At 63.5% G+C, this 23,766-nt stretch carries 21 protein-coding genes and 1 pseudogene; 12 read left to right on the top strand and 10 right to left on the bottom strand.

The window, feature by feature from the left end; all coding sequences use genetic code 11:
- Positions 1-4: 4 nt before the first annotated feature.
- The 4 genes from ACFQDI_RS11330 to ccsA form a co-directional block, all read right to left on the bottom strand.
- A complete protein-coding gene (locus ACFQDI_RS11330) occupies positions 5-247 on the bottom strand; it encodes a hypothetical protein (RefSeq protein WP_377166545.1) in 243 nt (80 codons plus the stop codon).
- 115 nt (positions 248-362) lie between these two features.
- Positions 363-1,310, bottom strand: a complete 948-nt coding sequence (hemC, locus tag ACFQDI_RS11325; RefSeq protein ID WP_377166543.1) for a hydroxymethylbilane synthase — start codon at positions 1,308-1,310, stop codon at positions 363-365.
- Positions 1,307-2,383: a glutamyl-tRNA reductase gene (hemA, locus tag ACFQDI_RS11320; RefSeq protein ID WP_377166541.1), complete on the bottom strand. Its 1,077-nt coding sequence runs from the start codon at positions 2,381-2,383 to the stop codon at positions 1,307-1,309. The genes hemC and hemA overlap by 4 nt, the downstream gene beginning before the upstream one ends.
- The gene (gene ccsA / locus ACFQDI_RS11315; RefSeq protein ID WP_377166539.1) at positions 2,376-3,155 is read right to left on the bottom strand and encodes a cytochrome c biogenesis protein CcsA; all 780 of its coding nucleotides are present in this window, start codon (positions 3,153-3,155) and stop codon (positions 2,376-2,378) included. Before ccsA ends, hemA begins: the two co-directional genes overlap by 8 nt.
- A 116-nt stretch (positions 3,156-3,271) precedes the next feature.
- Here ccsA and ACFQDI_RS11310 point away from each other — a divergent pair, with 116 nt between their 5' ends.
- From ACFQDI_RS11310 to ACFQDI_RS11290, 5 genes are all read left to right on the top strand, one after another.
- On the top strand, positions 3,272-3,805 hold the full coding sequence (locus ACFQDI_RS11310) for an adenine phosphoribosyltransferase (protein ID WP_377166537.1): 534 nt from the start codon (positions 3,272-3,274) through the stop codon (positions 3,803-3,805).
- Between the two features lie 11 nt (positions 3,806-3,816).
- Positions 3,817-6,612: a [protein-PII] uridylyltransferase gene (gene glnD, locus ACFQDI_RS11305; protein WP_377166535.1), complete on the top strand. Its 2,796-nt coding sequence runs from the start codon at positions 3,817-3,819 to the stop codon at positions 6,610-6,612.
- Between the two features lie 45 nt (positions 6,613-6,657).
- On the top strand, positions 6,658-8,001 hold the full coding sequence (locus ACFQDI_RS11300; protein WP_377166533.1) for a sulfatase-like hydrolase/transferase: 1,344 nt from the start codon (positions 6,658-6,660) through the stop codon (positions 7,999-8,001).
- A 152-nt stretch (positions 8,002-8,153) separates the two neighbouring features.
- Positions 8,154-8,540: a BlaI/MecI/CopY family transcriptional regulator gene (locus ACFQDI_RS11295; RefSeq protein WP_377166531.1), complete on the top strand. Its 387-nt coding sequence runs from the start codon at positions 8,154-8,156 to the stop codon at positions 8,538-8,540.
- 7 nt (positions 8,541-8,547) lie between these two features.
- The gene (locus tag ACFQDI_RS11290) at positions 8,548-12,162 is read left to right on the top strand and encodes a penicillin-binding transpeptidase domain-containing protein (protein ID WP_377166529.1); all 3,615 of its coding nucleotides are present in this window, start codon (positions 8,548-8,550) and stop codon (positions 12,160-12,162) included.
- 11 nt (positions 12,163-12,173) lie between these two features.
- On the opposite strand, the gene ACFQDI_RS11285 is transcribed toward ACFQDI_RS11290, so the two are convergent.
- A complete protein-coding gene (locus ACFQDI_RS11285; RefSeq protein WP_377166527.1) occupies positions 12,174-13,187 on the bottom strand; it encodes an NHL repeat-containing protein in 1,014 nt (337 codons plus the stop codon).
- 127 nt (positions 13,188-13,314) lie between these two features.
- Positions 13,315-14,163: an alpha/beta hydrolase gene (locus ACFQDI_RS11280; RefSeq protein ID WP_377166525.1), complete on the bottom strand. Its 849-nt coding sequence runs from the start codon at positions 14,161-14,163 to the stop codon at positions 13,315-13,317.
- A gap of 160 nt (positions 14,164-14,323) precedes the next feature.
- On the opposite strand from ACFQDI_RS11280, the pseudogene rpmH reads away from it, so the two are divergent.
- From rpmH to ACFQDI_RS11250, 6 genes and pseudogenes are all read left to right on the top strand, one after another.
- A pseudogene (gene rpmH, locus ACFQDI_RS11275) lies at positions 14,324-14,458 on the top strand (50S ribosomal protein L34); the annotation flags it as partial.
- Between the two features lie 78 nt (positions 14,459-14,536).
- Positions 14,537-14,908, top strand: coding sequence for a ribonuclease P protein component (gene rnpA / locus ACFQDI_RS11270; RefSeq protein WP_377166523.1), 372 nt, complete (start codon positions 14,537-14,539; stop codon positions 14,906-14,908).
- Positions 14,905-15,141 carry a membrane protein insertion efficiency factor YidD gene (yidD, locus tag ACFQDI_RS11265; RefSeq protein ID WP_377166521.1) on the top strand — a complete coding sequence of 79 codons (237 nt, stop codon included), beginning with the start codon at positions 14,905-14,907 and terminating at the stop codon, positions 15,139-15,141. Before rnpA ends, yidD begins: the two co-directional genes overlap by 4 nt.
- A gap of 148 nt (positions 15,142-15,289) precedes the next feature.
- Positions 15,290-17,092, top strand: coding sequence for a membrane protein insertase YidC (gene yidC, locus ACFQDI_RS11260; RefSeq protein WP_377166519.1), 1,803 nt, complete (start codon positions 15,290-15,292; stop codon positions 17,090-17,092).
- A 202-nt stretch (positions 17,093-17,294) separates the two neighbouring features.
- Positions 17,295-17,750, top strand: a complete 456-nt coding sequence (locus ACFQDI_RS11255; protein ID WP_377166517.1) for a Jag family protein — start codon at positions 17,295-17,297, stop codon at positions 17,748-17,750.
- Positions 17,751-17,889: 139 nt separating this feature from the next.
- Positions 17,890-19,494, top strand: a complete 1,605-nt coding sequence (locus tag ACFQDI_RS11250) for a PTPDL family protein (RefSeq protein WP_377166515.1) — start codon at positions 17,890-17,892, stop codon at positions 19,492-19,494.
- A gap of 208 nt (positions 19,495-19,702) precedes the next feature.
- Here the strand turns inward: ACFQDI_RS11250 and rplS are convergent, their stop codons facing one another.
- Positions 19,703-20,062 (bottom strand): 50S ribosomal protein L19, encoded by a 360-nt coding sequence (gene rplS, locus ACFQDI_RS11245; protein WP_377166513.1) that lies wholly within the window; start codon positions 20,060-20,062, stop codon positions 19,703-19,705.
- Between the two features lie 148 nt (positions 20,063-20,210).
- On the opposite strand from rplS, the gene nadC reads away from it, so the two are divergent.
- Complete coding sequence (gene nadC / locus ACFQDI_RS11240) at positions 20,211-21,047, top strand: carboxylating nicotinate-nucleotide diphosphorylase (RefSeq protein ID WP_377166511.1); 837 nt, start codon at positions 20,211-20,213, stop codon at positions 21,045-21,047.
- A 177-nt stretch (positions 21,048-21,224) separates the two neighbouring features.
- Here nadC and ACFQDI_RS11235 read toward each other — a convergent pair whose 3' ends face one another.
- From ACFQDI_RS11235 to ACFQDI_RS11225, 3 genes are read right to left on the bottom strand one after another with little or no spacing between them, the layout of a single operon-like run.
- A complete protein-coding gene (locus ACFQDI_RS11235; protein ID WP_377166509.1) occupies positions 21,225-22,778 on the bottom strand; it encodes a BTB/POZ domain-containing protein in 1,554 nt (517 codons plus the stop codon).
- 48 nt (positions 22,779-22,826) lie between these two features.
- Positions 22,827-23,123 carry a hypothetical protein gene (locus ACFQDI_RS11230; protein ID WP_377166507.1) on the bottom strand — a complete coding sequence of 99 codons (297 nt, stop codon included), beginning with the start codon at positions 23,121-23,123 and terminating at the stop codon, positions 22,827-22,829.
- On the bottom strand, positions 23,120-23,626 hold the full coding sequence (locus tag ACFQDI_RS11225; protein ID WP_377166505.1) for an RNA polymerase sigma factor: 507 nt from the start codon (positions 23,624-23,626) through the stop codon (positions 23,120-23,122). Before ACFQDI_RS11225 ends, ACFQDI_RS11230 begins: the two co-directional genes overlap by 4 nt.
- Positions 23,627-23,766 lie beyond the last annotated feature (140 nt).

Raw genomic sequence — 23,766 nt, 5'->3', positions numbered from 1 at the left:
GGGCTCAGTGGTGATGCCCGCCTCCATAGCCGCCGTGGTGGCTCCCGTGACCGTAACCGTGGCCGTAAGAATGTGGGCGATAGCCATGGCTGTACCGCGAGTAGCCGTAGCCGCTGTGGTATGACGGGCGGTAGTAGGAGCGGCCGTAGCCGTAACCATAGCCGCCTCCACAGTAGGGATCGACACAGGAGCTCAGCGAGCCCAGGGCAAGCACGGCGGTGCAGAAAAGCAGCAATTTCGTTTTCATAGTCACTGAGTCCGACGCAGGTCCTCAGGATCTATTCAGCCATCACGGCGGATTACAAAACGGGCCGCGAATCGCACGCTGCGGCTGCGCCTTCTTCACAGCATGGGGTGGCGCTTTACGGCAGCATCCCCGCCAGGTCCTTCGCGAGCTGCGCAGCCTCAGCCACGGGGCGCTTGGCCTCGCGCTCCACAGGCGGCAGGGAAAGATCGGCTTCGTTGAAGACGCGCACGCTCATGTGCAGCTCCCCTTCGGCGATCCACGTATGCGCACCCACGGGGGTCTGGCAGCCGGCGCCGAGGATCTTCAAAAACTCGCGCTCAGCGGTGATACGGGCTTCCGTTTCGGCATCGTTCAGCGCACGGATCGCGGCGATGGCGGCCTCATCTCCCGCGCGGCATTCGATGGCGATGGCGCCCTGCCCGGCGGCGGGGAGAAATTTCACGGGGTCGAGCACCAGACCGTAGAGCGTGTGCGTGTCGATGTGGATGCGGCTCAGGTTCGCATTCAGCAGGCCCAGGCGCAGCAGGCCGGCGGCGGCCAGCAGCACGGCATCCAGCGCGTTTTCTCCCAGCACCTTCTTCACACGCGTGGGCACGTTGCCACGGATCTCCACGATCTCCACATCCGGGCGCAGAAACTTGAGCTGCGCGGCACGGCGCACGCTGCTGGTGCCCACACGCGCACCCTGGGGCAGCGTTTCGAGCGTGTAGGGATGCGCGCTAACGAGCACGTCCTCAATGGCCGCACGCGGGAGCACGGCGGCGATGGTGAATCCGGCGGCGAGGTCGCTGGGCACGTCCTTGAGGCTGTGCACGGCGGCGTCGATCTGCTTGTCTGCCAGCGCGATTTCCAGCTCCTTGATGAAGATGCCCTTGTCCACCTGCGCCACATCGCTGAACTCGGAAAAACGCAGATCCTGACGCTTGTCACCGCTGGTTTGGATGATCTGGCGCTCGATCTGCAGGTGCGGGTGCGCGGACTGCAGCGCGGCGGTGACCATGGTGGTCTGTGTCAGGGCCAGTTCGCTGCCACGGGTGCCGAGGATGATTTTGGAGATGCTCATGAAACGAGAAAGCTTTGCTGGGAGTGCCCAGGAGGGGTGAGAAAGCCGTATTTTTCCAGCTGCTCTTCAATGATTCGTTCGCAGGAGGCCAGCTGCCGCTCGCGCTCGCGGCGGCCTTCGTCAGCGATGGCCTGCAGGGCGTCGATGTCGTAGAGATACACGCCCTCGATGTTGTTCACCGCCGGGTCCACATCTCGCGGCACGGCGATGTCGATGATCAGCAGCGGCTCCCAGCGGCGCTTGCGCATCACCTGCTCGATCTGCTCGGGCTTGATGACGAAATGCGGCGCGCTGGTGCTCGAAATGATCACGTCCACCTCATGCAGGGCGTTCTCCCATTCGTCGAATTTCATCGCGGTGCCCTTCATCTCCGTGGCCAGCTCCACGGCCTTGTCGTAGCTGCGGTTGGAGACGATGATGCTCTTGGCGCCACGCGAGAGCAGGCTCTGCGCGCAGGTGCGGCTCATTTCCCCGGCGCCCACCAGCATGACACGGCATTCCTTGAGGTCGTGCACCTTTTCCGCCAGGTCCACCGCCACGCTGCCCACGCTTGTGGAGCCGCGCTGGATGGTGGTCTCGTTGCGCACCTTTTTGCCCACGGTGAAGGCCTGCTGAAAGAGCTTGTTCAGCGCGCGGCTGGTCGTGCCGGTGTCCAGCGCCAGCTTGTACGCCGCCTTCACCTGGCCAAAGATTTCCGTCTCTCCCAGCACCATGGAGTCCAGGCCGCTCACCACGCGGAAGAGATGCCGCGCCGCCTCGGCGGAGTCGAGGTTGTACAGCACCAGCGCCTCGGCATGCTCGGGCTGCAGCTCAAAGCGGCGCACCAGGTAGTCGCGCAGCGCAGCGTGGCCGTCCTTGCCGCTGGCCAGCCCATGGGTGGCATAGAGCTCCACACGGTTGCAGGTGCTCAGCACCACGCATTCCTCAAATCCCGGCAGCCCGCTCACCTGCTGCACGGCGTCCGGCACCTGCGTCTCGGGAAAGGCCAGGCGCTCACGCACCTCCACCGGGGTGGTTTTGTAGTTCAGGCCCACACAGACGAGGCCGCTGCGCTTGTCCGTCGGCTCAGGCATGTGTCACGATCCACAGGGAAATGAACGGCAGGATGAAGCCGACGACCGCCAGCCAGGCCGTCCGGCGGGGCGAGGTGAAGTGTTTCCACATCAGAAAGGAGATCACCGCATACAGCCCCCACACCGTCCACGCGAAGACCACGTGCCCGGTCTTCGTCATCGGCAGGTGCAGCGCAAAGGAGATGCCCAGCGCGATGCTCAGCAGCAGCAGTCCCAGCCGCACCAGGCGCTGGATGGCCTGCGCCAGCCCCTGAATGGGCGGCAGTTGGTAAAACAGTCCGCCGATCTGATGGCGCTTCAGCAGCCGCTCCTGGATCAGGTACATCACCCCGGTGATGCACGCCAGGGCAAAGGCCGCGTAAGAGATCAGCGCCAGCGCGATGTGCAGCTCCACCAGCGCATTGATGGGCCCCTTCGGCGGGTAGGGCGCGAAGCCGTTCCCAAACGCCATCCCCTGCATCAGGGTGACCAGCGGCGCCGTGAAGACCCCCAGCAGCGAAAGCCGGAAAGCCGGCCCCACGAGAAAATAGAGCAGCACGATGCTCCATGCGATGAAGACCAGGATGTCCGGCAGGCTGCGGATGGGGCACTGCCGCACCTCCTCCCCGCGCAGGTAGATGAAGCCCGTCTGCAGCGCAAATCCCAGCGCCATCAGCACAAACTGCGCCCGCCCCTGCCTCCAGGCTCCCGCCTTCAGCGCCAGCAATGCCTGCACGACCGCGCTCACAAACAGGAGCGTGGCGGCTAGAAGCAGTTGCTGGGAGGACGGCATCGGATCGGGGGGCGGATACTCGCGGGCTTACGGCGTTTCTGCAAGGGTGAAGGCAATTCCGGGCGCAATGTTCCCATCGCTTGCGCATCCGCGCATCTCCTCCATGATCGCAGGGCATGGCCCCAGACACCCTCGACAGCATCCGTCGCACGATCCGCGACGTGCCGGATTTCCCCAAACCTGGCATTCTCTTCAAGGACATCACCCCCGTGCTGGCCAATCCCGCCCTCCTCGCACAGACGATTGATGGCATGATCGAGGCCACCGGCATCACCAAGGTGGACAAGGTGGTCGGCATCGACGCGCGCGGCTTCATCTTTGGCGCGCTCATCGCCGCACGCCTCGGCGCGGGCTTCATTCCGGTGCGCAAGAAGGGCAAGCTCCCCTGGCAGACACGGGGCGTTGATTACGCTCTTGAATACGGCACGAATTCCGTCGAGATGCACCTCGACGCCATCACCCCCGGGGAAACGGTCCTGCTCGCGGACGATCTGCTCGCCACCGGCGGCACCGCCGCAGCCGCCCTGCATCTCATCGGCCAGGCGGGCGGCAGGGTGCTTGGCAGCACCTTCTTCATTGAGCTGGCCTTCCTCGGCGGGCGGGAAAAGGTCAGCGGCCCCGGTCCGGTTCACTCTTTGATCACCTACTGACCTCCGCTGCGATGACCGAACGCGACTACCTGCGCCACCTGAACAAGAGCGCGCAGAAATTTTTCCCGCCTGAGGACAAACTGCCGCGTGGGCGCGCCGAGACCCTGCGCCAGGCCAGGCGCTTCCTCAAGATCAAGGAGCAGCGCATCAAGCAGCGCCACCGCACCGGCAGCTTCAGCGGCGCGGAGATCTGCCGCATGCGCTCGGACATGATCGACCTCCTGGTGCGCATCCTCTGGGATGAAAGCGTGGCCGCCCTCCCGGCCGCAGCCCGTGCCAAGCTCAACGTCAGCGTGATCGCCCATGGCGGTTATGGCCGCCGCGTCATGAGCCCCGGCAGCGATGTGGACCTCACCTTCATGTTTCCCGGAAACAGCGGCAAGGTCTCCACTGACGTGGTCCAGCTCATCCGCGACTACCTCCTCTACTTCTACGATCTCAAGTTCAAGGTGGGCCACGGCTCCCGCTCCGTGGGCGAATGCATCAAGCTCGCCAACGACAACATGGAGACCAAGACCGCCCTCATGGAGGCCCGCTTCATCACCGGCCAGAAGCAGGCCTATGAGGAATTCCGCGCGCGTTTTGACAAGGAGTGCATGGACGGCCAGGAGGCGGACTTCCTCAGGCTGCGGCAGATCGACCTGAACACACGCCACACCCGCTACGAAAACACCCCCTTCGTGCAGGAGCCGCATGTGAAAAACGGCTGCGGCGGCCTCCGCGACTACCAGAACCTCATCTGGATGACCTACGCCCGCCACCGCACGCTGAACCCGAAGGATCTCGTGAATCTCGGCCTCATCTCCAAGGCTGGCTGGAAGGAGGTCGAGCAGGGCTACGACTTCATCCTCCGGGTGCGCAATGAGATGCACTACACCGAAAAGCGCGCCGAGGACCTGCTCACGCTCCGCCTCCAGGGCCCCGTGGCCACCAATCTCGGCTACCGCCACAAGCGCATCCTCCGCCGCATCGAGGCGCTGATGCACGAGTATTACACCGCCACCCGCGACATCCTCCAGCGCAGCAACGAGGTCATGGACCGCTTCCACCTCCAGGCGCTGGAGACCAGCAGCAAGGGCAAGCTCATGAACTTCATGGCACGCCGCAAGGCGGAAAAGCAGCAGGAGAGCTTTGACGGCTTCCAGCGCAAGCACGAGCGCGTTTACGCCGACGGCCCCTCCATTTTCAAGGATGACCCGGAGCGCCTCATGCGCCTCTTCCTCCACACTCAGCAGCGCCACCTCCGCCTCAGCCCGGACCTCTTCCAGCTCATCCAGGACAACTTCCGCCTCGTGGACACCAGCTTCCGCTACAGCAAGGCCAACCGCGAGACCTTCGAGACCATCCTTTCCAACAAGGGAGATGCCGCCCGCACCCTCCGGCAGATGCACCGCGTGGGCTTCCTCGGCCGCTACATGCCCGAGTTTGGCGCGCTCACCACCCTGGTGCAGCATGAGTTCTTCCACCTCTACACCGCAGACGAGCACACCCTCCGCACCCTCGACAAGCTCGACGAGCTCAGCGACCCCAGCCTCAAGGGCGTGGAGCTCTTCCAGCAGCTCTTTCACGATCTCCAGCAGCCCTACGTGCTCTACCTCGCCCTCCTCCTGCACGACGCCGGACGCGCCGCCAACAAAAAGACGCACAGCGACGAAAGCACCACCCTCGCCGCCGCCGTGGCCCGCCGCCTCCAGGTCAAAGGGGAGCGCCGCCGCCTGCTCCTCTTCCTGGTGGACAACCACCTCCTGATGTACCGCACCGCCACCACGAAAAGCCTCGATGATCCTCAGGTCATCGAGGACTTCGTCAACATCGTCCGCACCAAGGAAAATCTGGACACCCTGCTCCTCATGACCTACGCGGACTCCAAAGGCACCAGCGACAAGAGCTGGTCCGGCTACAAGGAGGCCTCCATCCGCCAGCTCTACCACAGCGCCCTGCGCTTCATGAATGCACCGGCGGACTTCATGCGCCAGGTGCAGGTCCCTCTGGAGGACCTCCAAAAGCAGGTCCAGCGCCTGCTCGGCTCCGGCTACGAGGCGGAGGTGGACGCCCACTTCCGCCACATGCCGCCCTCCTACTTCAATTTCCGCGAGGCCGACCTCATCGCCACCCACCTCCGCCAGTTCCGCCAGTTCTTTGAGCAGCTCATCCGCGAGGAGGCCGCCGCCGGTCTCCTCCCCGTCATGGCCTGGGTGGACCACGTGGACCAGGGCTACAGCGAGCTCACCGTCGTCTGCTGGGACCGCCACCTGCTCCTCGCGCGCATCTCCGGCGCCCTCGCCGCCGAAAGCATCAACATCCTCAGCGCAGACCTCTACCAGCGCGCCGACCACCTCGTGCTCGACACCTTCCGCGTCTGCAACACCAACTTCGCCGCCGTCACCACCAAAAGCGCCCGCAACCGCATCGAGGAGTCCGTCCGCAAGGCCTTCAGCGGGCAGATGTTCGACTTCAGCGAAGCCATCACCCAGAAGCTCGGCAAGTCCATCACCATGCTCGATGAGATCGGCGCCGAAATCCCGCAGCGCATCTACGTCAACAACAACCTCTCCCCCGACCAGACCGTGCTGGAGCTCCAGCTCGTGGACCGTCTGGGGCTTTTGTATGACATCTTCATGGCCATCGGCTGCCTCGGGCACAACGTCACCCACGCACGCATCAGCACCGAAAAAGGCGTCGCCATTGACGCCATCTACGTCCAGGACGCCCACAACCAGAAACTCACCGACCGCGAGCAGCTCGATGAGCTGGCCGCCGCCGTGACTCAGGCCGCTCACCTCCGCCTCCGCTCCGCCAAAGCGTGATCCGCTGATACATTCTGCCCGCCTCGTCGTTCGGAGAGCGCTCACATGAAGTTCTCCGCACTCCTGCCGCTGTTTCTCCTCTCCATCCTCGCCCCTCTCTCCGCCACGGCGGCGGAGGCCAGCCGGCCCAACATCCTCATCTTTTATCTCGATGACATGGGCTGGGCGCAGCCAGGCGCCTACGGCGGAAAGATGGCCCCCACGCCCCACATGGATGCGCTCGCCGCAGGCGGCGTGCGCTTCACCCAGGGCTACTCCTCAGGCTGCGTATGCTCTCCCGGCCGCGTCGGCCTCATCACCGGCCGCTATCAGGCCCGCACCGGTCATGACGCCAACCCCACCAGGGCAGGCCGCGAACTCCTCCTCAGCGAGACCACCATCGCCCAGCATCTCAAATCCGCCGGCTACACCACCGGCATCATCGGCAAATGGCACCTCGGAGACACCAGCGCCGAGTTCATGCCGGCCGCACGCGGCTTTGACTACGCCATGGGCACGGTGGGAAATCTCGGCGAAGGCAAAGGCCCCTCCTTTTACCGTGGCAAAGACCTCGTCCAGGAGATGCCTGGAGAACCCGTCACCTCCCCCGTGTATGCGCGGGAGTCGGCGGCCTTCATCGAGTCAAACCGCGACAGGCCCTGGTTCCTCCTCATGTCCTTCAACGCCGTGCATTCCCCGCACGTCGCCTCGGAAAAGTGGCTGGAGAAGTTCAAGCACCTCTCCAAGCACGACGCCCCCTACGCCGCGCTCGCCGCCGAGGCGGACGAAGCCGTCGGCACCGTCATGGCCAGGCTGCGTGAGCTCAAGCTGGAGGAAAACACCCTCATCTTCCTCCTCAGCGACAACGGCGGCGCCTATCAAAACGCCGAGATGGGCGGCCTGCGCGGGCACAAGTGGTTCGTGTGGGAGGGCGGCATCCGCGTCTCCTGGCTCGCTGCCTGGAAGGGCCGCATCCCCGCAGCTCGTGTGAGCGACGAGCCCGTGATCCAGCTCGATGTGCTGCCCACCGCCCTCGCCGCTGCAGGCGCCAGCACCAGCATCCCGCTCGACGGTGTGAACCTCCTCCCCCTGCTGGAGGGCAAGACCGACCACCTCGCCCCGCGCGAGCTCTACTTCCGCTTTGGCGTCCAGCAGGCCGTGCGTCAGGGAGACTGGAAGCTCGTCAAAGCCGGCAAGGACATGCAGCCCATGCTCGTCAATCTGCGCACCGACCCCGGCGAGCAGACCGACCTCACCGCCACGGAGCCCGCGAAAGCTCAGGCCCTGCAAAAGCTCTTCGACCAGTGGAACGCCACCATGCAGCCCCCACGCTGGGAGGACCAGCGTTGGAACGGCGAGGAAAAACGCAAGGAAGGCAGGAAGGAGAAGCGGAAGAAGCAGGGGAAGTAGCTCGGGCAATCTTGCCCGAAACGAGCGTTGGCTTCGTGGGCTGGATTGCCCGCGCTAACCCGGGTGGTCTCCGTCACGGCATCACATCATTCGCTAAAAATTTCACGTTTCATCTTGCATTGCCGGACCTCATTCGTTAAAAATATAACGAAATGTCCGACTCATCCCAGCTTTCACGCCGCGAGCGCCAGATCATGAACGTCCTGCACGCCGAGGGCAGCGCCACGGTGGCCACGGTGCAGGCCCGTCTCCCTGAACCGCCCACAGACATGGCCGTGCGCCGCCTCATGCACATCCTGGAGGAGAAAGGGCACGTCAAGCGCCTGCGCAAGGAAGGCCGCGAGGTCATCTACGCCCCCGCACAGTCCAAAGCCCGCGCGGGACTCAGCGCCCTCAGGCAGGTGCTGGACACCTTCTTTGGCGGTGCCGTTGACGAGGCCCTGGCCGCCCACCTCACCCGCAAGGACGCCGCCCTCACAGACGAGCAGGCGCAGCGCATCCAGAAACTCATCGACGAAGCCAAACGCGAAGGCCGCTGATCCTGCCATGAACACAAGTCCTCTTCTCGATTTCCTCTCCCACACCGCCATGAAAAGCGCGGCGGTTCTGCTCGTGGCGCTGCTGCTCGGCCTCATGCTGCGCAGGCTGGCCGCCGCGCAGCGCTATGCCCTGTGGATGACCACCGTCGCCACGCTGGCCCTGCTGCCGCTGGCCATGGGACTCCTCCCCGCATGGCGCGTGCTGCCCCAGGCTTCGGGAGAAATGGAGTGGCCGGTGATGGAGCCGCCACAGTTCAGCATCAATGCCGAGGCCGCCATGCCGGCAGAAGGCAGCCCAGCCACCACGCCTGCCGCCGGTCCCGCCCTGCCTGTGCAGGCACCGGCCCCACACGCCATTTCTTGGAATATTTCATGGCAGGATGTGGTAGAGGTGTTGCCCATGGCCTGGATGCTTGTCGCAGGCCTGCTGCTGCTGCGCCTCGCGCTCAGTGCGTGGCGGCTGCGGCGTCTGGAGTCTTCTCTGCACCCAGGTGCATGCTCCATGCTGGAGCAGTCAGCGCGTGAGCTGGGGCTGCGGCGCAGTCCGCGCCTGCTCATCGGCCCCGCCGATTCCGTGCCCATGGTCTGGGGCGTCTTCAGGCCCCGCCTGCTCCTGCCACAGGGCTTTGACACATGGCCTCATGAAAAGCAGCGCGGCGTCCTGCTCCACGAGCTGGCCCATTTGCAGCGTGGCGATCCCTTCGCTCTCTGGCTCGCCCAATGGGTCAAGGCCCTGCACTGGTTCAATCCTCTGGCCTGGCTGACCCTGCGCCAGCTCCGCGCCGACCAGGAACGCGCGTGCGATGATGCCGTGCTGCGCCAGGGCGTACGTGCCAGCGACTACGCGCAGGCCTTGCTGGACCTCAGCCGCCACAACCGCATCGCCCCGGGCCTTTCGCTCTGCGCATTGACGATCACCCGCTGCGCTCCCGTGGAGACACGCGTCAAAGCCATCCTCGACCCCGCTTGCCGGCGTGAGGGACTCACCCTGCGCTGGCTGGTCGTGCTGATCAGTGGCGCCCTGCTCTTCACCCTGCCTGTGGCCATGCTTCACGCCATTGAAGGCTCCCTCCAGCGCGGACGCATTTTGGACCGCAACGGCGTGGTGCTGGCGGAAAGCTCAAAGGAGAAAGTGCGTGTGTATCCGTTCAAGGCGCAGGCGGCGCACATGATCGGCTATGTCCGCAGCTCCGGTGAAAAGCACGCGCTGCTTGAGGGAGGCGCGGGCTTGGAAAAGCAGCAGGATGCCGCGCTCACGGCGGGCAGGGACGTGGCTCTCACGCTCGACATGCGCATTCAGTCTCTTGCGCACCGGGCCATGAAAGAAGCGGGTGTCACACGTGGCGCCGCAGTCGTGCTGGACCCCCGCACCGGAGAAATCCTGGCCGCCGTCTCGCTGCCCTCGTTTGATCCAAATCTTTTTGTTCCAGCGATCACCCAGGAGAATTGGGACAGATATTTGAGCGATCTGGATGTCCCTCTGCTCAACCGCAGCCTCAGAGGCTTCGCTCCGGGCTCCACCTTCAAATTGCTCACCGGCCTTGCAGGCTGCGCAGCGGGCATGGGCGGGCAAAAATACAGCTGCACCGGCTCCGTGACCTATGGAAACAGTGTCATGAAGTGCTGGATCCACGAGCAGAACGGCGGCGGGCATGGAATGCTGGGCATGAGCGACTCGCTGGCCGTGAGCTGCAACTGCTACTGGTACCGGCTTGGCAATGCCGTGGGCATAGAGCAGATCGAGAGCATGGGCCGCAAGGTCGGTTTCGACAGCGCCTATGGAATCGTGGATGAAGAAGATGAGGGCATCTTGTATGGCCCTTCCTGGATGAAACAGCATCATCCGCAGGAAAAGTGGACCGCCAGACATACGGCGAATGCGTCCATCGGCCAGGGCTACATGCTGTCCACGCCGCTGCAGATGGCGGTGCTGGCGGCCACGGTGGGGAATGGCGGCAGGGTGCCGCAGCCCGGCATCATCAAACAGAAGGAAGCGGGCCCATGGCGTGAGGACCTGACCCAGGGCGTGATGAGCGCCGCTGATGTGGAGCCGCTGCGCGAAGGCATGCGCCTCGCCGTGAACGGCGGCTCCGGCACCGGCCGCCTGGCCCGGAGCGACAAGGTCATCATCGCCGGAAAAACCGGCACCTCGCAGAACTGGCGCATCAACGCGGACAAGCAGCGCGTGGAGGACAATCTGGGCTGGTTTATCGGCTTTGCGCCGTTTGAAAACCCGCAGCTTGCCTTTGCCATCGTCAAAAACGGGGCCAAGACCGGCGGCGGTGACTGCGGCCCCATCGCCAAACGCATCGTGGAGGAGGCGCTGGCACTGCCAGCGGATGGTTCTGGGCAGGTGCTGCCAGCAGGAGCTGAAGTCGGCGGCCTCCATGAAAAATCGAAACAGGGCCAGTTTGATTCCATGGCCGGTGCATTGCGCGTTGCGATCGAGCGCATCAGGCCAAGCGCTGAGACAGGCTTTCACCTGGATCAAATGTTTGTAAAAAGCGGCCAGGTGATGCTGAGTGGCACCGCCTCGGGAGTCACCCAGGCTCTTGAATTTCGTGACAAGGTGCTGGCTGTTTCCTTTGAGGACCCTCTCGAATGGACATGCCCCGTGCCATCCATGCTGGCTGACGGGAAGCGCGTGAAATTCGAGATGCTGGGCCTTCTGGTTTGGAAGGATAAAAACATGACGACTCAGGAAGCGGTGAAGGCTGCCCGTTCGAGACTGAGAGATCCCCGCTCAAATGTGTGGGATGCCGTGCGCACGAGTGCGGGCCTGGCCGAGGTTCCTGGCGGCAGAGTCGCTTTCCTGGACGGTTCGGGCGACACCACTGTGTACTTCTATTTGCTGCGCCAGGAAGTTGCAGACTGGCTGCGCAAATCTTTTGGAGAAAACGGAGATCTCAGCTGGCTGGGCGGCGATGCGCAAAAGACCAGGAGGCACACGGCGAAGGACGGCTGCGAGATCGAGATAACGCCCCTGGAGTCCTCAGCCGTCTTCAAGGTGAAGGTGAAATCCTCGCGAAAAAATACTGCTGCCGCACCTTCCACCCAGGCTCAAAGCCGGCAGCTGGCCGATGCCGAGATCCGGATGAACCCCGCGCTGGCAAAGCAGTGGTCTGCGTTGAAGAGGGTCGGCCTCCTTGCAGACCTGCCCGCCGGAGCGCAGCCCTTTGGCCTTGGTGACATGCACCCGGAGCGGCAGTTGAAAAGCGTGCTGACGTTTCGTTTTCGGGCTTCGCGGGAGGAGGTGCGCCGTTGGTTGCTGGAGTCACACTGTCTGCCCACGAAGGAGAATTTCCTTTCGACGCGATCAGGAAGCCTGGCTTCCGCACTCTCGCAGCCCGCAGTCGAAGACATTGCGGCAGACTGGCCGGCCTCTCCACAGTCATTTCAGCGCACCTTCATGGCGGCCAGCCATTGCCAGATCGGCATCCATGTTTCGGAGGGTGAGCATGTGACTGTGACCGTCTCCCGAAGCTCTCCCTCCATCCTCATCGCGCCGGAGGAGTCACGGGAGCCACGGCCTGCTGGCAGGCTCTCACCCGATCACAGAAAGGATCGATTCACCTCGGCTGTGCCCTCAGTCCCTGCGCTGGCTGCGACCGCCCCTGGCTGAGGCCCGGGCTTTCATTCCCAAACACCCATCCATCCCTGGCTGGTTTTGCCAGCAAGGTCGATCTTCACGAGTGTTTCTCCCCTGGCGTTCAGTTTGCGGATGTCCGTCTTGGTCATGGCCCACACATCTCCGGAACGAACGGTCTGCACCGACACCGCGTGCACAGCGCATTTCATGAGAGGCTTCCCCTCGGAGGAGTATTGCTTCAGCTCATCTTGGAAGCAGGCCACCCAGACGCTGCCATCCTGCGGGGCCACTGACACCTTCGTGGGGTCTTTTTCACCCAGCGCTGTCTCGGCAATCTTGTTGCCGGCACGGTCAAACTTCAGCAGCTGGTTGCTGCTGCCCTCCACGTTGGGGTGCTCCCGGGTCGCGACCCAGACGGCTCCGGTTTGCGGATCCACATCCACGCTGACACCGCACCAGGGCGTGATACGCTGGGAAAAATCCACAAAGCCGTCGGTGGCATAGATCTTCTGCAGCTGGTTTCCCACGACCCAAAATGCGTTGTCTCTGCCGCTATGGACGATGTCAACGCCGCTGGCGTCGTAGGACATCCGTTCCGTTCCCTTTTCGTCAAACACCACCGTCCTGCTCCGGGTGAAGTCGCCGGTCTCGGACACAAGGGCCCACACATGGCCGGTCTCAGGATGCACCGCGATGGCCCCGCAGCCCTTCGCAGCTATGGTGGCGGTCACCTTGCCATGCAGGTCATACCGCTTGATGCAGCCGCCCACGTTCTCAGACACCCAGACGCACTGGCGCTGCACATCGGCCGCGATCACATGCTGGCTGCCCACCGATTCGCACATGTTGATGCCGGTCACCTGAAAGCCCGGCTTTCCGGCGGCAGTGACAAAGGTCAGATGGTCCTCGTATTTTTCTTTGCCCTGGTATGCCTCGTCGCAGTCATCGAGAACCAAAATGCCCCTGGGCACGCTGGCCTCAGGCTCTGCGGCCGGCGTGCTCAGCCACCCAAGCCATGGCGCCATGAGCAGGAGAACCGAGCGAATGCCGTGGCGCATGAAAGGTGTGAGGTGGGGAGCCGCTGAGACTGAAGAAAGCCTTGGGAAGCCTTCCGCTTTGACGCACACCTAACGAACCGAATGCCAGGGGCATTAGCCTCTTCCGCCTGGCATGCCCGCCTGGCCCTTACTTTTCCTTCAGCAGCCCGCTGTCCGTGAGCCACTCCGTAAACCGCGTGGGCCAGCGGGAGGCGGCGGTGGGTTTGGCATCGTGTTTGTAGCCAAAGCCGTGGCCGGCGTTGGCAAAGAGGTGCAGCTCCGCCTTCACGCCCGCTGTCTTGTATTTCAGATACAGCGTGGCCATGCCCTCGGAGATGTCCTGACGGTCGCTGTAACCGGCGGCGATGAAGAGCGGCGGCATGCCCTTTTTCGCATCAAACAGTCCCGACGTGCCGGGATAAATAAGCGCCTGAAAGTCCGGACGGCTGCTCTGCTGCTCGATGGCGTCGGCAGACTCCTTGTTCCCGGGGTCGTTCGTCATGGCGGCAAACGCCGCCAGCTCTCCACCTGCGGAAAAGCCCAGAATGCCGATGCGGTCCGGCTGGATGTGCCACTCCGCCGCACGGGCGCGCACCGTACGGATGGCGCGGCGGGCATCCGCCATCGCATGTTCTTGGATCGTGTAGGTGCTGCCTTTCTCCCGCGCCAGACGGTACTTCAGCACAAAGGCAGCGATGCCGTGGTCCCGGAACCACTCTCCCAGCGCGTATCCTTCATGGCCCAGGCAGAGCTTGGAGTGGCCTCCGCCGGGGCAGATGATCACAGCCGTGCCCGTGGCCTTGTCTGCCGCCGGCACAAAGGGGGTGATCGAGGGGTTGTGCACGTTGCACACATTGCTGCCCTCGACCGTCTCCGGCTCGGCGGTGCGTGCCTCCGAGCCCGGGGCGCCCTTGGGCCACAGCGGGAGGGCTGCGGGGGTGTCGGCGGCGCTGAGAGCGAGGGGCAGAAAGAGGCTGGCGAGGAGGTGGCGGTTCATGAGGTAAAATGTAACGCTGAGAAAACCGAAGTTTACTGGAAATCATCGCATGATTGACAAATCGAAGACTCCCGCTAGTTTCGCGCCCCCTTTTCAAGGGGAGGCCGTGATTTGTCCGGTCTGAATCCACTGCTTCCCACTTTCACCACCCCACAAGCCCATGCCAAAGACATTCAGGACCTACCAGCCTTCCAAGCGCACGCGCAAGCAGCAGTTTGGATTCCGCGCCCGCACGAAGACCGCGAATGGCCGCGACATCCTGCGCCGCCGTCGCCGCGCCGGACGCAAGCGCCTCCTGCCCAAGGGCGTTGAGGTCCACTTCAAGCGTCACACCCAGCAGCACTCCTAGTCCCGCTGCGGCGCGCTCCTGCCCATGCGCCTTCCCTCAAACCTGCGGATGAAGCTCGCGCGTGATTTCGCGCGCGTGAAGTCCCAGGGAGTCAGCCAGGCTGGAAAGTATCTGGTGCTCGGGGCATTGCCTGTGGAGGAGCTCGAAGGGTTCCAGTTTGGCCTCATCACCGGGGGCAGGCTGGGCAATGCTGTGACAAGGAACCGCATCCGTCGGCTGCTGCGCGAGATCGTGCGCGCCCATCAGGCGGAGATCTCCCCGGGCTGGCAGATGGTGATCATCGCCCGCTGGCGTGCCCCTCAGGCCACGCTGGCTGAACTGGAAAACGACTGGCTGCGGCTGGCGCGGCGCATGAACCTGATCTCTCGGAAGCCTCCTGCCCCACCCGCGCCATGAAATGGATCATCCGAATTTTCATCCGCGGCTATCAAGTGTTTATCTCCCCCGTCATTCACGCCATTGGCGGTCCCGGCTCCGGATGCCGCTACACTCCGACCTGCTCGCGCTATTTCCTCGAAGCCGTGGAAACCCACGGCGTGCTTCGCGGCTCCTGGCTGGGCCTCTGCCGCATCGGCCGCTGCCACCCCTGGGGTGGTCATGGGCATGATCCGGTGCCCGCCAAGAAATGACGCCCCCACGAAATCCCGAATGACGAATATTTTCAGACACTGTAATCGCAAACCCGGGATTGCTCGTCATTGATCCCCGCCCCGCGTCTTCGGCCTGACCCAGAAGCGCGCTTCCAAACCCCCTCTCTCACCCAAAGCTCAATTTTTCATGGACCGTAAAAGCTGGATCATCGTGACACTCTGCGTCATTCTCGCGGGTGTAAACCTGTACTACGTGCAGGAAAACCAGAAGCTGGCGCAGGCCGAGGCGGCGCGCAAAAAGCAGGAAGAGGCCGCCAAAAAGGCCGTCGCAGCACCCGCCGCAGCCACGCCTGCGGCAGCGCCCGCCACCGGTGCCGCCCCTGCGGCTCCCGCACCTGTCGAAACCCCGGAGGAGACCCACTCCCTCAAAGTCGGCACCGTCACCTATGAGCTCACCTCCAAAGGCGGCGGCATCGCCCGTGCAGCCCTGGCTGGCACGGACCGCGTCCTCCTCAACAAGAATGGCCTCGAACCCGTCGGCGCCCTTCGGCGCGAGGCCGCAGGCATGGACTCCATCGCTTACAAGCTCACCGCAAAGAGCGACAAAAGCGCCACCTTTGAAGGCACCACCTCCGAGGGCATCGTCGTCACCAAGACCTACACCCTGACCGAAGGCGCCGAGGGGGACGAGCACCTCGTTGACCTCAAGATCACCCTCAAAAACACCGGCACCGCCCAGCATCGCTCCGAGGAGTACTACCTCTACGCTGGCGCCGCCACCGCCCTCAAGCATGACGACGGCCGCTACGACGGCTTCTTCTGGAACAACGCCGGAGACGCCGCCTATGAGCTTTCCAAATACTTCGGCAAAGGCTTCTTCAGCGAGGCCCCCACCGAGTACCGCCACTCCTACAATGCGCTGCGCTACGGAGGCGTGATGACCCGCTTCTACACCCACATCCTCTCCCGCATGGCCGAGAAGGATGCCCCGGCCAAGTTCTGGTCCTCCCGCCGCAAGCTCGCCCAGCCCATCGACGCCGCCAACATCGGCAAGGCGGACATCGAAGACTTCGCCTATGACGCCGCCATGAGCCTGCCGGTGGTGGATCTCGCGCCCGGCGCCTCCGTCACCGAGCATTATCAGATCTACCTTGGTCCCAAGGAATACGACCGCCTCAGCCGCATCGGTCACCAGCGCAGCTACGCGATGTTCTACGGCTACTTCAAGATCGTCAGCATCGCCCTCTCCAAGGTCATGCGCTGGATGCACGACATCAGCGGCAGTTGGGGTCTCGCCGTCATCCTCCTCACCATCTTCGTCCGTCTCTGCCTCTGGCCCATCCATGCCAAGTCCACCATGACCATGAAGCGCATGGGCCTCCTCGGCCCGCTCATGAAGGAGCTGCAGGAAAAGTACAAGGACAATCCGCAGCAGCAGCAGCTCGAGACCATGAAGCTGTACAAGGACTACGGCGTCAATCCCCTCGGCGGCTGTCTCCCGCTCTTCCTCCAGTTCCCCATCTTCATCGGTCTCTACAGCGTGCTGGAGGTGGCGGCGGAGCTCCGCGGCCAGTCCTTCTGGTGGGTGCAGGACCTCGCCGCCGCAGACACCCAGGGCCATTTCCTTGGCATTAGCATCAATCCTCTGCCCCTCATCATGGGCCTCACCATGGTCGCGCAGATGAAGCTCACCCCCCAGCCCGCCACCGTGGACAAGACCCAGCAGCGCATCTTCATGCTCATGCCCCTGTTCTTCCTGTGGATCAGCTACGACTTTGCCGCCGCCCTCGCCCTCTACTGGTCCACGCAGAACATCTTCAGCATCTTCCAGACCCGCATCATGAAGCTCTACATGCCCGAGCCCAAGCTGGAGAAAGTGGCGCACAAGCCTGCAGCAGCCGCCGCCACAGCGCAAAACCCCTTCTTCAACACCGGCGCCCCCGCCAAGGACAAGAAAAAAGGCCCCAAGCCGCCACGCCTCGGGGGCTAGGAAATAACTGGCGGCGGCTGCCATCCCGCCCCGTCCTGCTCAGCGCGGCAAGACCGGTCTCTCAAGCTGTTGCAAAAGGCTGGCACACTCGCGCAGTGTTCCAGCCTCTGCCTCCGTCATTTGTCATTCTTCCCTCATTCGGATTTATTCATTCGTCATTTCCCCCGCATGACGCTTAAATCAGAACCCGCGTAGCAGTGCCATGACTCCCCTCGAACACGCCCACCACATTCTCGACACCATGCTCGGTTACCTCGGGTTTGTGGTGCAGATCGAGGAAGACAACGGCCCCGACGGCCCCACGCTCCAGGTGCTCACGGACGACTCCGACGCCCTCATCGGCCGTCGCGGGGAGACGCTCGAAGACATCCAGTACCTCGTCAACCGCGTGCTTCAGCGCCACATCAAGGACGCCCCGCGCGTCCGCGTGGACGTCGAGTTTTACCGCTCCATGCGCGAGGACAAGATGGTCGCCCGCGCGAAGGAGCTCGGCGACAAGGTGCGCGCCACCGGCCAGAGCGCCGACCTCCCGCCCATGAACAGCTACTACCGCCGCATCATCCACAATGTTTTTGTGAATGACCCCGAGGTCATGAGCGTCAGCCAGGACGGCGCCGCGCGCTTCAAGCGCATCCTGCTCAAACGCCGCGCCAGCTAGTCCCGCCTCACCCTGCGTACGGAGGAAAATCAGCTTCGTTCTTTACTCGTGGTGCCGTTTTGAGTTATTTCTCAAAACCCGCGAAAATTGCCGCGTGCCTGCCACCATCGCCCGTACCTTCATCCCACCCCGTATCCCCATGAAATTGAGCCGCTACCAGTGTGTCTTCCTAGCCCTTGCCAGCAGCGCCGGCTTTTTGCATGCCGACATCGTGACCCTTAAAGACGGCAAGAAGCTGGAAGGCAACATTCTCTCCGAGACGCCCACCTCCATCCGCATGCGTTATCACCTGACGCCCAAGATCATGGATGAAAAGGACATCCCTCGCAGCGACATCGCCGAAGGCGGTATCCTCAAGCAGAAGCCCGAAGAGGTCGAGATCCTCGAAATCCGCAAGTCCTTCCCCACACCGGACCTGATGACGGCGGAAAAGTACGAGCAGCTCATCCAGGACCAGCTGCGCCCCTTCGTGAACCGCTATCCCGGCACCAAGGAAGCCGCTGAGATCGAAGCCCGCATCAAGGAGGTTCAGGAGGAGAAGGAAAAAGTCGTCGCCGGCGGCGCCAAGCTCGAAGGCAAATGGCTCACCCGTGAAGAGGCCAAGGCCGAAAGCCTCAACATCAAGGCCTACACGATCCGTTCGGCCATGCTTGAGAAGATCCAGGCCAAGGACTACACCGGCGCCCTCAAGGAGTTCGACAAGCTCGTCGACCCCAAGAGCGGCAACACCGCCTCCGTTTACTACCCCAAGGCCGTCACGGAGATCCTCGACGTCCTCACCAAGTATGACAAGCAGCTCGGGCAGATGATCCAGGAGCAGCCCGCCCTGCAGAGAATTCGTGAGGAAGGGCTCAAAAAGCTCATCGAGCCCGATCTCACGCGCGTGAATGACGCCATCAAGCGCGAAAAGGAAAACTGGAGAACCACCTACGAGCAGGAGCGCAAGAACAGCAAATGGTACACCCCCTACAAGTATGATCTCGAGAGCCTGAAGACCCTCAGCAAAACCGTCGCTGAAGAAAAGGAATACCTCTCGGGCCTCGATGTGGGTGTCATCTCCAAGGTCAACGAGATCATTGCACGCATGATCCGTGCAGACGCCAAGGCCGGCAAGGACAAGGAGGCGCTCACCAAGATGGGAGAGGCCATCATGGAAGGCGAAGCCGCCGCCGGTGCCGCTGACGAAAAGACCAAGGAGTTCTACCGCGCCGTCTTCACCAACTACCGCGCCCGTCATGCCTACTTTGCCCAGCAGGTCAGCACGCCGCAGCAGACCCAGCCAGCCGCCGCCGGTGCCGCTGGCGGTTCCTCCGCCATCGGTGGCACAGGTCAGCCGGGTATGGATGACAAAGTGGCCGCCGCACTCGCCGCCGCCGCCGCAGGCACCACTCCGGGAGCCGTCGCTCCAGGAGCTGCCCCGGCACCAGGGGCCATGCCTCCCGCACAGCCCGGCTACCCAGCCCAGCAGCCCGGTGCCGTGCCGCAGCAGCCTGGCTATCCGCAGCAGCCCGGTCAGCCTGGTTATGGTCAGCCTCAGCAGCCTGGCTATCCACAGCAGCCCGGCCAGCCTGGTTATGGCCAGCCCCAGCAGCCCGGCTACCCGCAGCCTCAGGCAGCAGCCCCGGCGGCTCCTGCTGAGGAAGAGGGCATGAGCATGATGAACATGATCCTCATCGGCGTCGGCGTGGTCGCCCTCGTGCTTCTGCTCACCCTCCTTGGCGGCGGCAAGAAGAAGAAAAAGTAACCGCAGTTCCCAGCATTCGAATCAGCCAGCCCCGGGTTCTTCAGAGCCCGGGGTTTTTTTCTCCCGATTGCCTGCCGAAAAGGCCCGGCGCAGGCGCACCTGCAGGCCGCTTGGAGGTACACTGGCAGCCCCCGCAGAGATGCACGCAGGCACAAAAAAGGGAGGGCTTTTTCAGCCCTCCCTCTTTGGAAAACACACACGGTTAAAATCAGCCTTCGTTCTGCGTCTGCTCCTTCACGGACATCGCTTCCTTGCCCTGGCGTTTGCGCAGGTAGTGCAGGCGGGCGCGGCGCACGCGGCCGGACTTTGTCACTTCCACCTTGGCCACCTTCGGGCTGTGCAGCGGGAACACACGCTCCACGCCTTCGCCGTAGGAGATCTTGCGGACGGTGAAAGCTTCGTTGATTCCGTGGCCTTTGCGGGCGATCACGATGCCAGCGAAGATCTGGATACGCTCTTTGTCACCTTCCACGACTCGGGTGTGGACCTTGACGCTGTCACCCACGGTGAAAGCGGCGACTTCCTTCTTCAACTGCTCTTGATTGATCTTTTCGATGATGTTGCTCATGACACACTCCTAAATCCGCGCTGCGCAAGGCCTTCAAACAGTCCGGCCGGGGGCGAGGGGCATGGAAGATGGAGAGTTCCTACAATTTGGCAACCTGTTTTTCCCCGTACTGGAAACCTCTCCGCTCCGGCCTATCCTCCGCACATCCATGGAACCCTCTGTTTTAGCCCTGATCCGCGCCGCCATCGCCGAAGATGTCGGCACCGGAGACGTCACCTCCCTCTACTTCATTCCTGCAGACTCCCGCTCCCGGGCCGAGATCGTCGCCCGCGAGCCCGGCATCGTCTCTGGTGCTGAAATCGCCGTCACCGTCTTCAAAGAAATCGACCCCGCCCTCGAAGTGGAGGTCTGCATCCCTGACGGCAGCCCCTTCGTGCGCGGCAGCGTCCTCATGAAAGTCGCCGGCAGCACCCGCTCCCTGCTCACCGCAGAGCGCACCGCGTTGAATTTCCTGCAGCGCCTCTGCGGCGTCGCCGCCCAGACGCAGCGCTACGTGCAGGCCGTGCAGCCCCACCCCGTGCAGGTGTGGGACACCCGCAAGACCACCCCCGGCTGGCGTCTGCTCGAAAAAGCCGCCGTAAAGCACGGCGGCGGCACCAACCACCGCATGGGCCTCTACGACCACGCCATGGTCAAGGACAACCACCTCGCCGCCTGCAGCGACCTTACCGCCCTCCAGGCCGCCATTCACAGGCTCCGCACCGATCGCCCCGGCGTCCGCATCCAGCTTGAGGCAGACACCTTGGACCAGGTCGCCGGCTTCCTCACCCTCGAAGGCGTGGACATGCTCCTGCTCGACAACATGGGCCCCGAAAAGCTGCGCCAGGCCGTGAAACTCGTGAACGGCAGGTTCTGGCTGGAGGCCAGCGGCGGCATCACCCTCGACACCATCAAGGACGTCGCCGCCACCGGCATCAACGCCATCTCCGTCGGCGCTCTCACCCACTCCAGCCGCGCGCTCGATCTCGGGCTGGATTTTGATTAAGCGCCTTCGGAGCGCGGAATTGATTCCGCAGCAGGTCGCCTGCGCTCAGCGGGCGGAACTTGCATGGAGAACTTTGCCAGTACGAAGACCTCGGCTGAGAGAAAGAAAGAGCGGCAGGAAAGTTTCGGAACTGTGTGCGATTGCGGAGTGCTGCGGAATCAATTCTGCGCTCCACAGCTACTTTTTGGCATCCGTCTTCACCGGTTCGTAGCTCCAGGTCCAGTCGCCCAGGTAGGCTTGGCTTCTCATGGCCACGCCGTTCTTGTTCACCTGGCCTTCGTCATCTTTGCCGTCGATGCCCACGCACCACAGCGTGTAGCGCCCTGCGGCCGTGGTGTGGTAGTTCATTTCCCTGCCATTCAGCGGGTCCGGCGGTACGGCCGGGATCCATTCCGGCACCAGCTCGCGCAGCGTGGCGGGGTACTTCCCATGCTTCAGAAAGAAGCGCTCCAGCGCGATGGCCGTCAGCACCTGGCGCTGGCGCGCCTGCACCATCGCGGCATTGGCGCATACCGTGGAGAAGGCCGGCAGCGCCATGCGGGGCAGGTAGTAGTCCGGCCTGCTTTCGTGGGCATCCAGTTCCGCCTTCATGGCGCCGCCCTCCTTGAGAGCCTCCCTGATTCCCCCGTCGCGCAGAGGGCGAACCGCGTACTTCCATTCCATTTCCGCGATGACGCTCATCCAGTGGTGGAACAATCCGTCCGGCACAATCTTGATCCGGCGCAATGAGAGACCGAAGATCTCATTGGCAAACTCAGGGAACTCCTTTGAGGGCATGGTTTTTCTGCTGCCCGAAGCGTTCTGCATCCAGCCCAGGGAGCTCACCGCGCAGGCACGCTCCCCGCGGAATGCCTGCAGCAGGACCTTGTCCAGATCATGGGAGCCGATCAGGCTTTGCAGCGTCTGCAGTTCCGCGTCCGTAAAGAGCCTCTGGCGCAGGCCTTCCCACAGGCTCTCATTCACCATCGTCTCCGCAGCGAAGCCCACAAGGCAGCCGATTAGCAGGGGCTCTGACTCGCAGGCGATGGCGATCTTCTCCGCGGCCAGCAGGCTGCGCATGGCCTCCGCCCCCAGCTTCGCATCCATGGCGGCGCGTGCGCGCAGGCAGAGAAGGCGTGCGAGATTTTGCGCACCGGCGTAGTGCCGCAGGGCCAGCGCGAAGAGCATTTCCGGCAGCTCACGCTCACGCATTCCCGGTGTGAACATGGCCTGGCTGCGCTGCGGGGCCAGAGCCGCAAGCTGCCTCAGCACGGGAAACCGGGCATCCAGCGCCTTCAGCACCGCCGCACCGGGCTCGGGGATGGTGGCGGGCTCCGCGGGGAGATCGAGAAACTTCGACTCGCGCAGGTAGGTGGCCCACCTCTGCATGTCCGTTCCGCTGCCGGTCTCCACGCCGCGCGAGTGCGGGGCCACGGAATTCAGCTTCATCTCTGCCAGGGCTTTGCGTTTCGCGCCCGGTGCCCCCTTGGCTTCATCGTGATCAACAGCTTCGGTGATGCCGTCCAGCGGCTCGATGGCCAGCAGGTTTTGCGCCGGCGGCGGGGTCTCGGGCAGCAGCTTGCGGAAGTCGAGGGTTTCGCCTTCGCGTTCGAGCATGGCCGTCGTCGCGGCCCAGCGGCGGCGGCCGCTCCAGTTTGTCCAGACATAGAGGAGGACGAGGACGGTGACGAGGGTGATGAACATCCAGAGGAGGATGCGGATAAAGCGGCTGGAAAGAAGACGGCGGATCATGGTAGGAGATGGTATGGGGTGGAAGGGAGGGGCAGATGAAGGAGAGAATCAGTTGGCGGCCAGCAGGGCCTCTATGGCGGCGGCACGCTCCTGCCAAAGCCTGGGGGGTGTGGCTTCACTCGGGCTGGACGCCTGCGCTGCCTCCTGCTCCCCGGGCATGGTGCAGTGCATCGCCAGCGTGGCCGTCCAGGCCAGCCCCCAGCAGGCCAGCAGCCAGCGCGGTGTGCGCATCCCCCGTGGTTTCTGCACGGCAGCCTGCAGCATTTCCTCCCGCCACTCCGCAGGCAGAGTGCGCCGCCGCAGGGCGCTCAGGTCGTTTTCAAAAGCATCGCGATTCGTTTTCATGACGGTTTCAGTTCATCGTACAGCGGTCGCAGTTCGCTGCGCAGCTTCTCCAGCGCATAGCGGTAGCGGCTGGCCGCCGTGTTCAGCGGGATGCCCTGCACCTCCGCGATTTCTTCAAAGGTCAGGCCGTCCCAGAGCTTGAGCTGGGCCACGCTGCGCTGCTCCAGAGGCAGCAGGGCCAGCGCACGTGTCAGCCTCCGTGCCAGCTCCGCCTGGTCCGGGTCCGCGTGCGTGGCAAAGACCTCCACCGGAGCGGCCTCCTCGGCGTCCCGCCGCACGCGGTGCCGCCGCAGCCAGTCGATGGCGTGGTGGTGCGCCAGCCGCAGCAGCCAGGCGCGCAGGTTGGCGATGCCCGCCGGGATGGTCTGACGTGCCAGTTTGATGAAAAACTCCTGCAGCAGGTCCTTCGCATCCGCCTCGTTGCCGGTGAAACTGGTGAAATAATGAAACAGGCCCGCCGCGTGGGCATCGTAGAGTTCGGGCAGTGTCGGGGCGGCGGGCATACGAGGGGAGTTTCACGGACAGGACGCAGGGCGGCGAGATTTTTGTCTGCCCGAAATCCGCCCGCTTTGCTTTCCTGCCGGTCACGGCACAAAATTACTCTTGTAATCCCGCCTGCTGGCAGCATCCTCACGCCCTACTT

It is taken from the genome of Prosthecobacter fluviatilis, assembly GCF_042655725.1.
Taxonomy (GTDB): Bacteria; Verrucomicrobiota; Verrucomicrobiia; order Verrucomicrobiales; family Verrucomicrobiaceae; genus Prosthecobacter; species Prosthecobacter fluviatilis.
The sequence above is the reverse complement of the archived record's forward strand: the minus strand, read 5'-3'. Positions and strand labels throughout refer to the sequence as shown.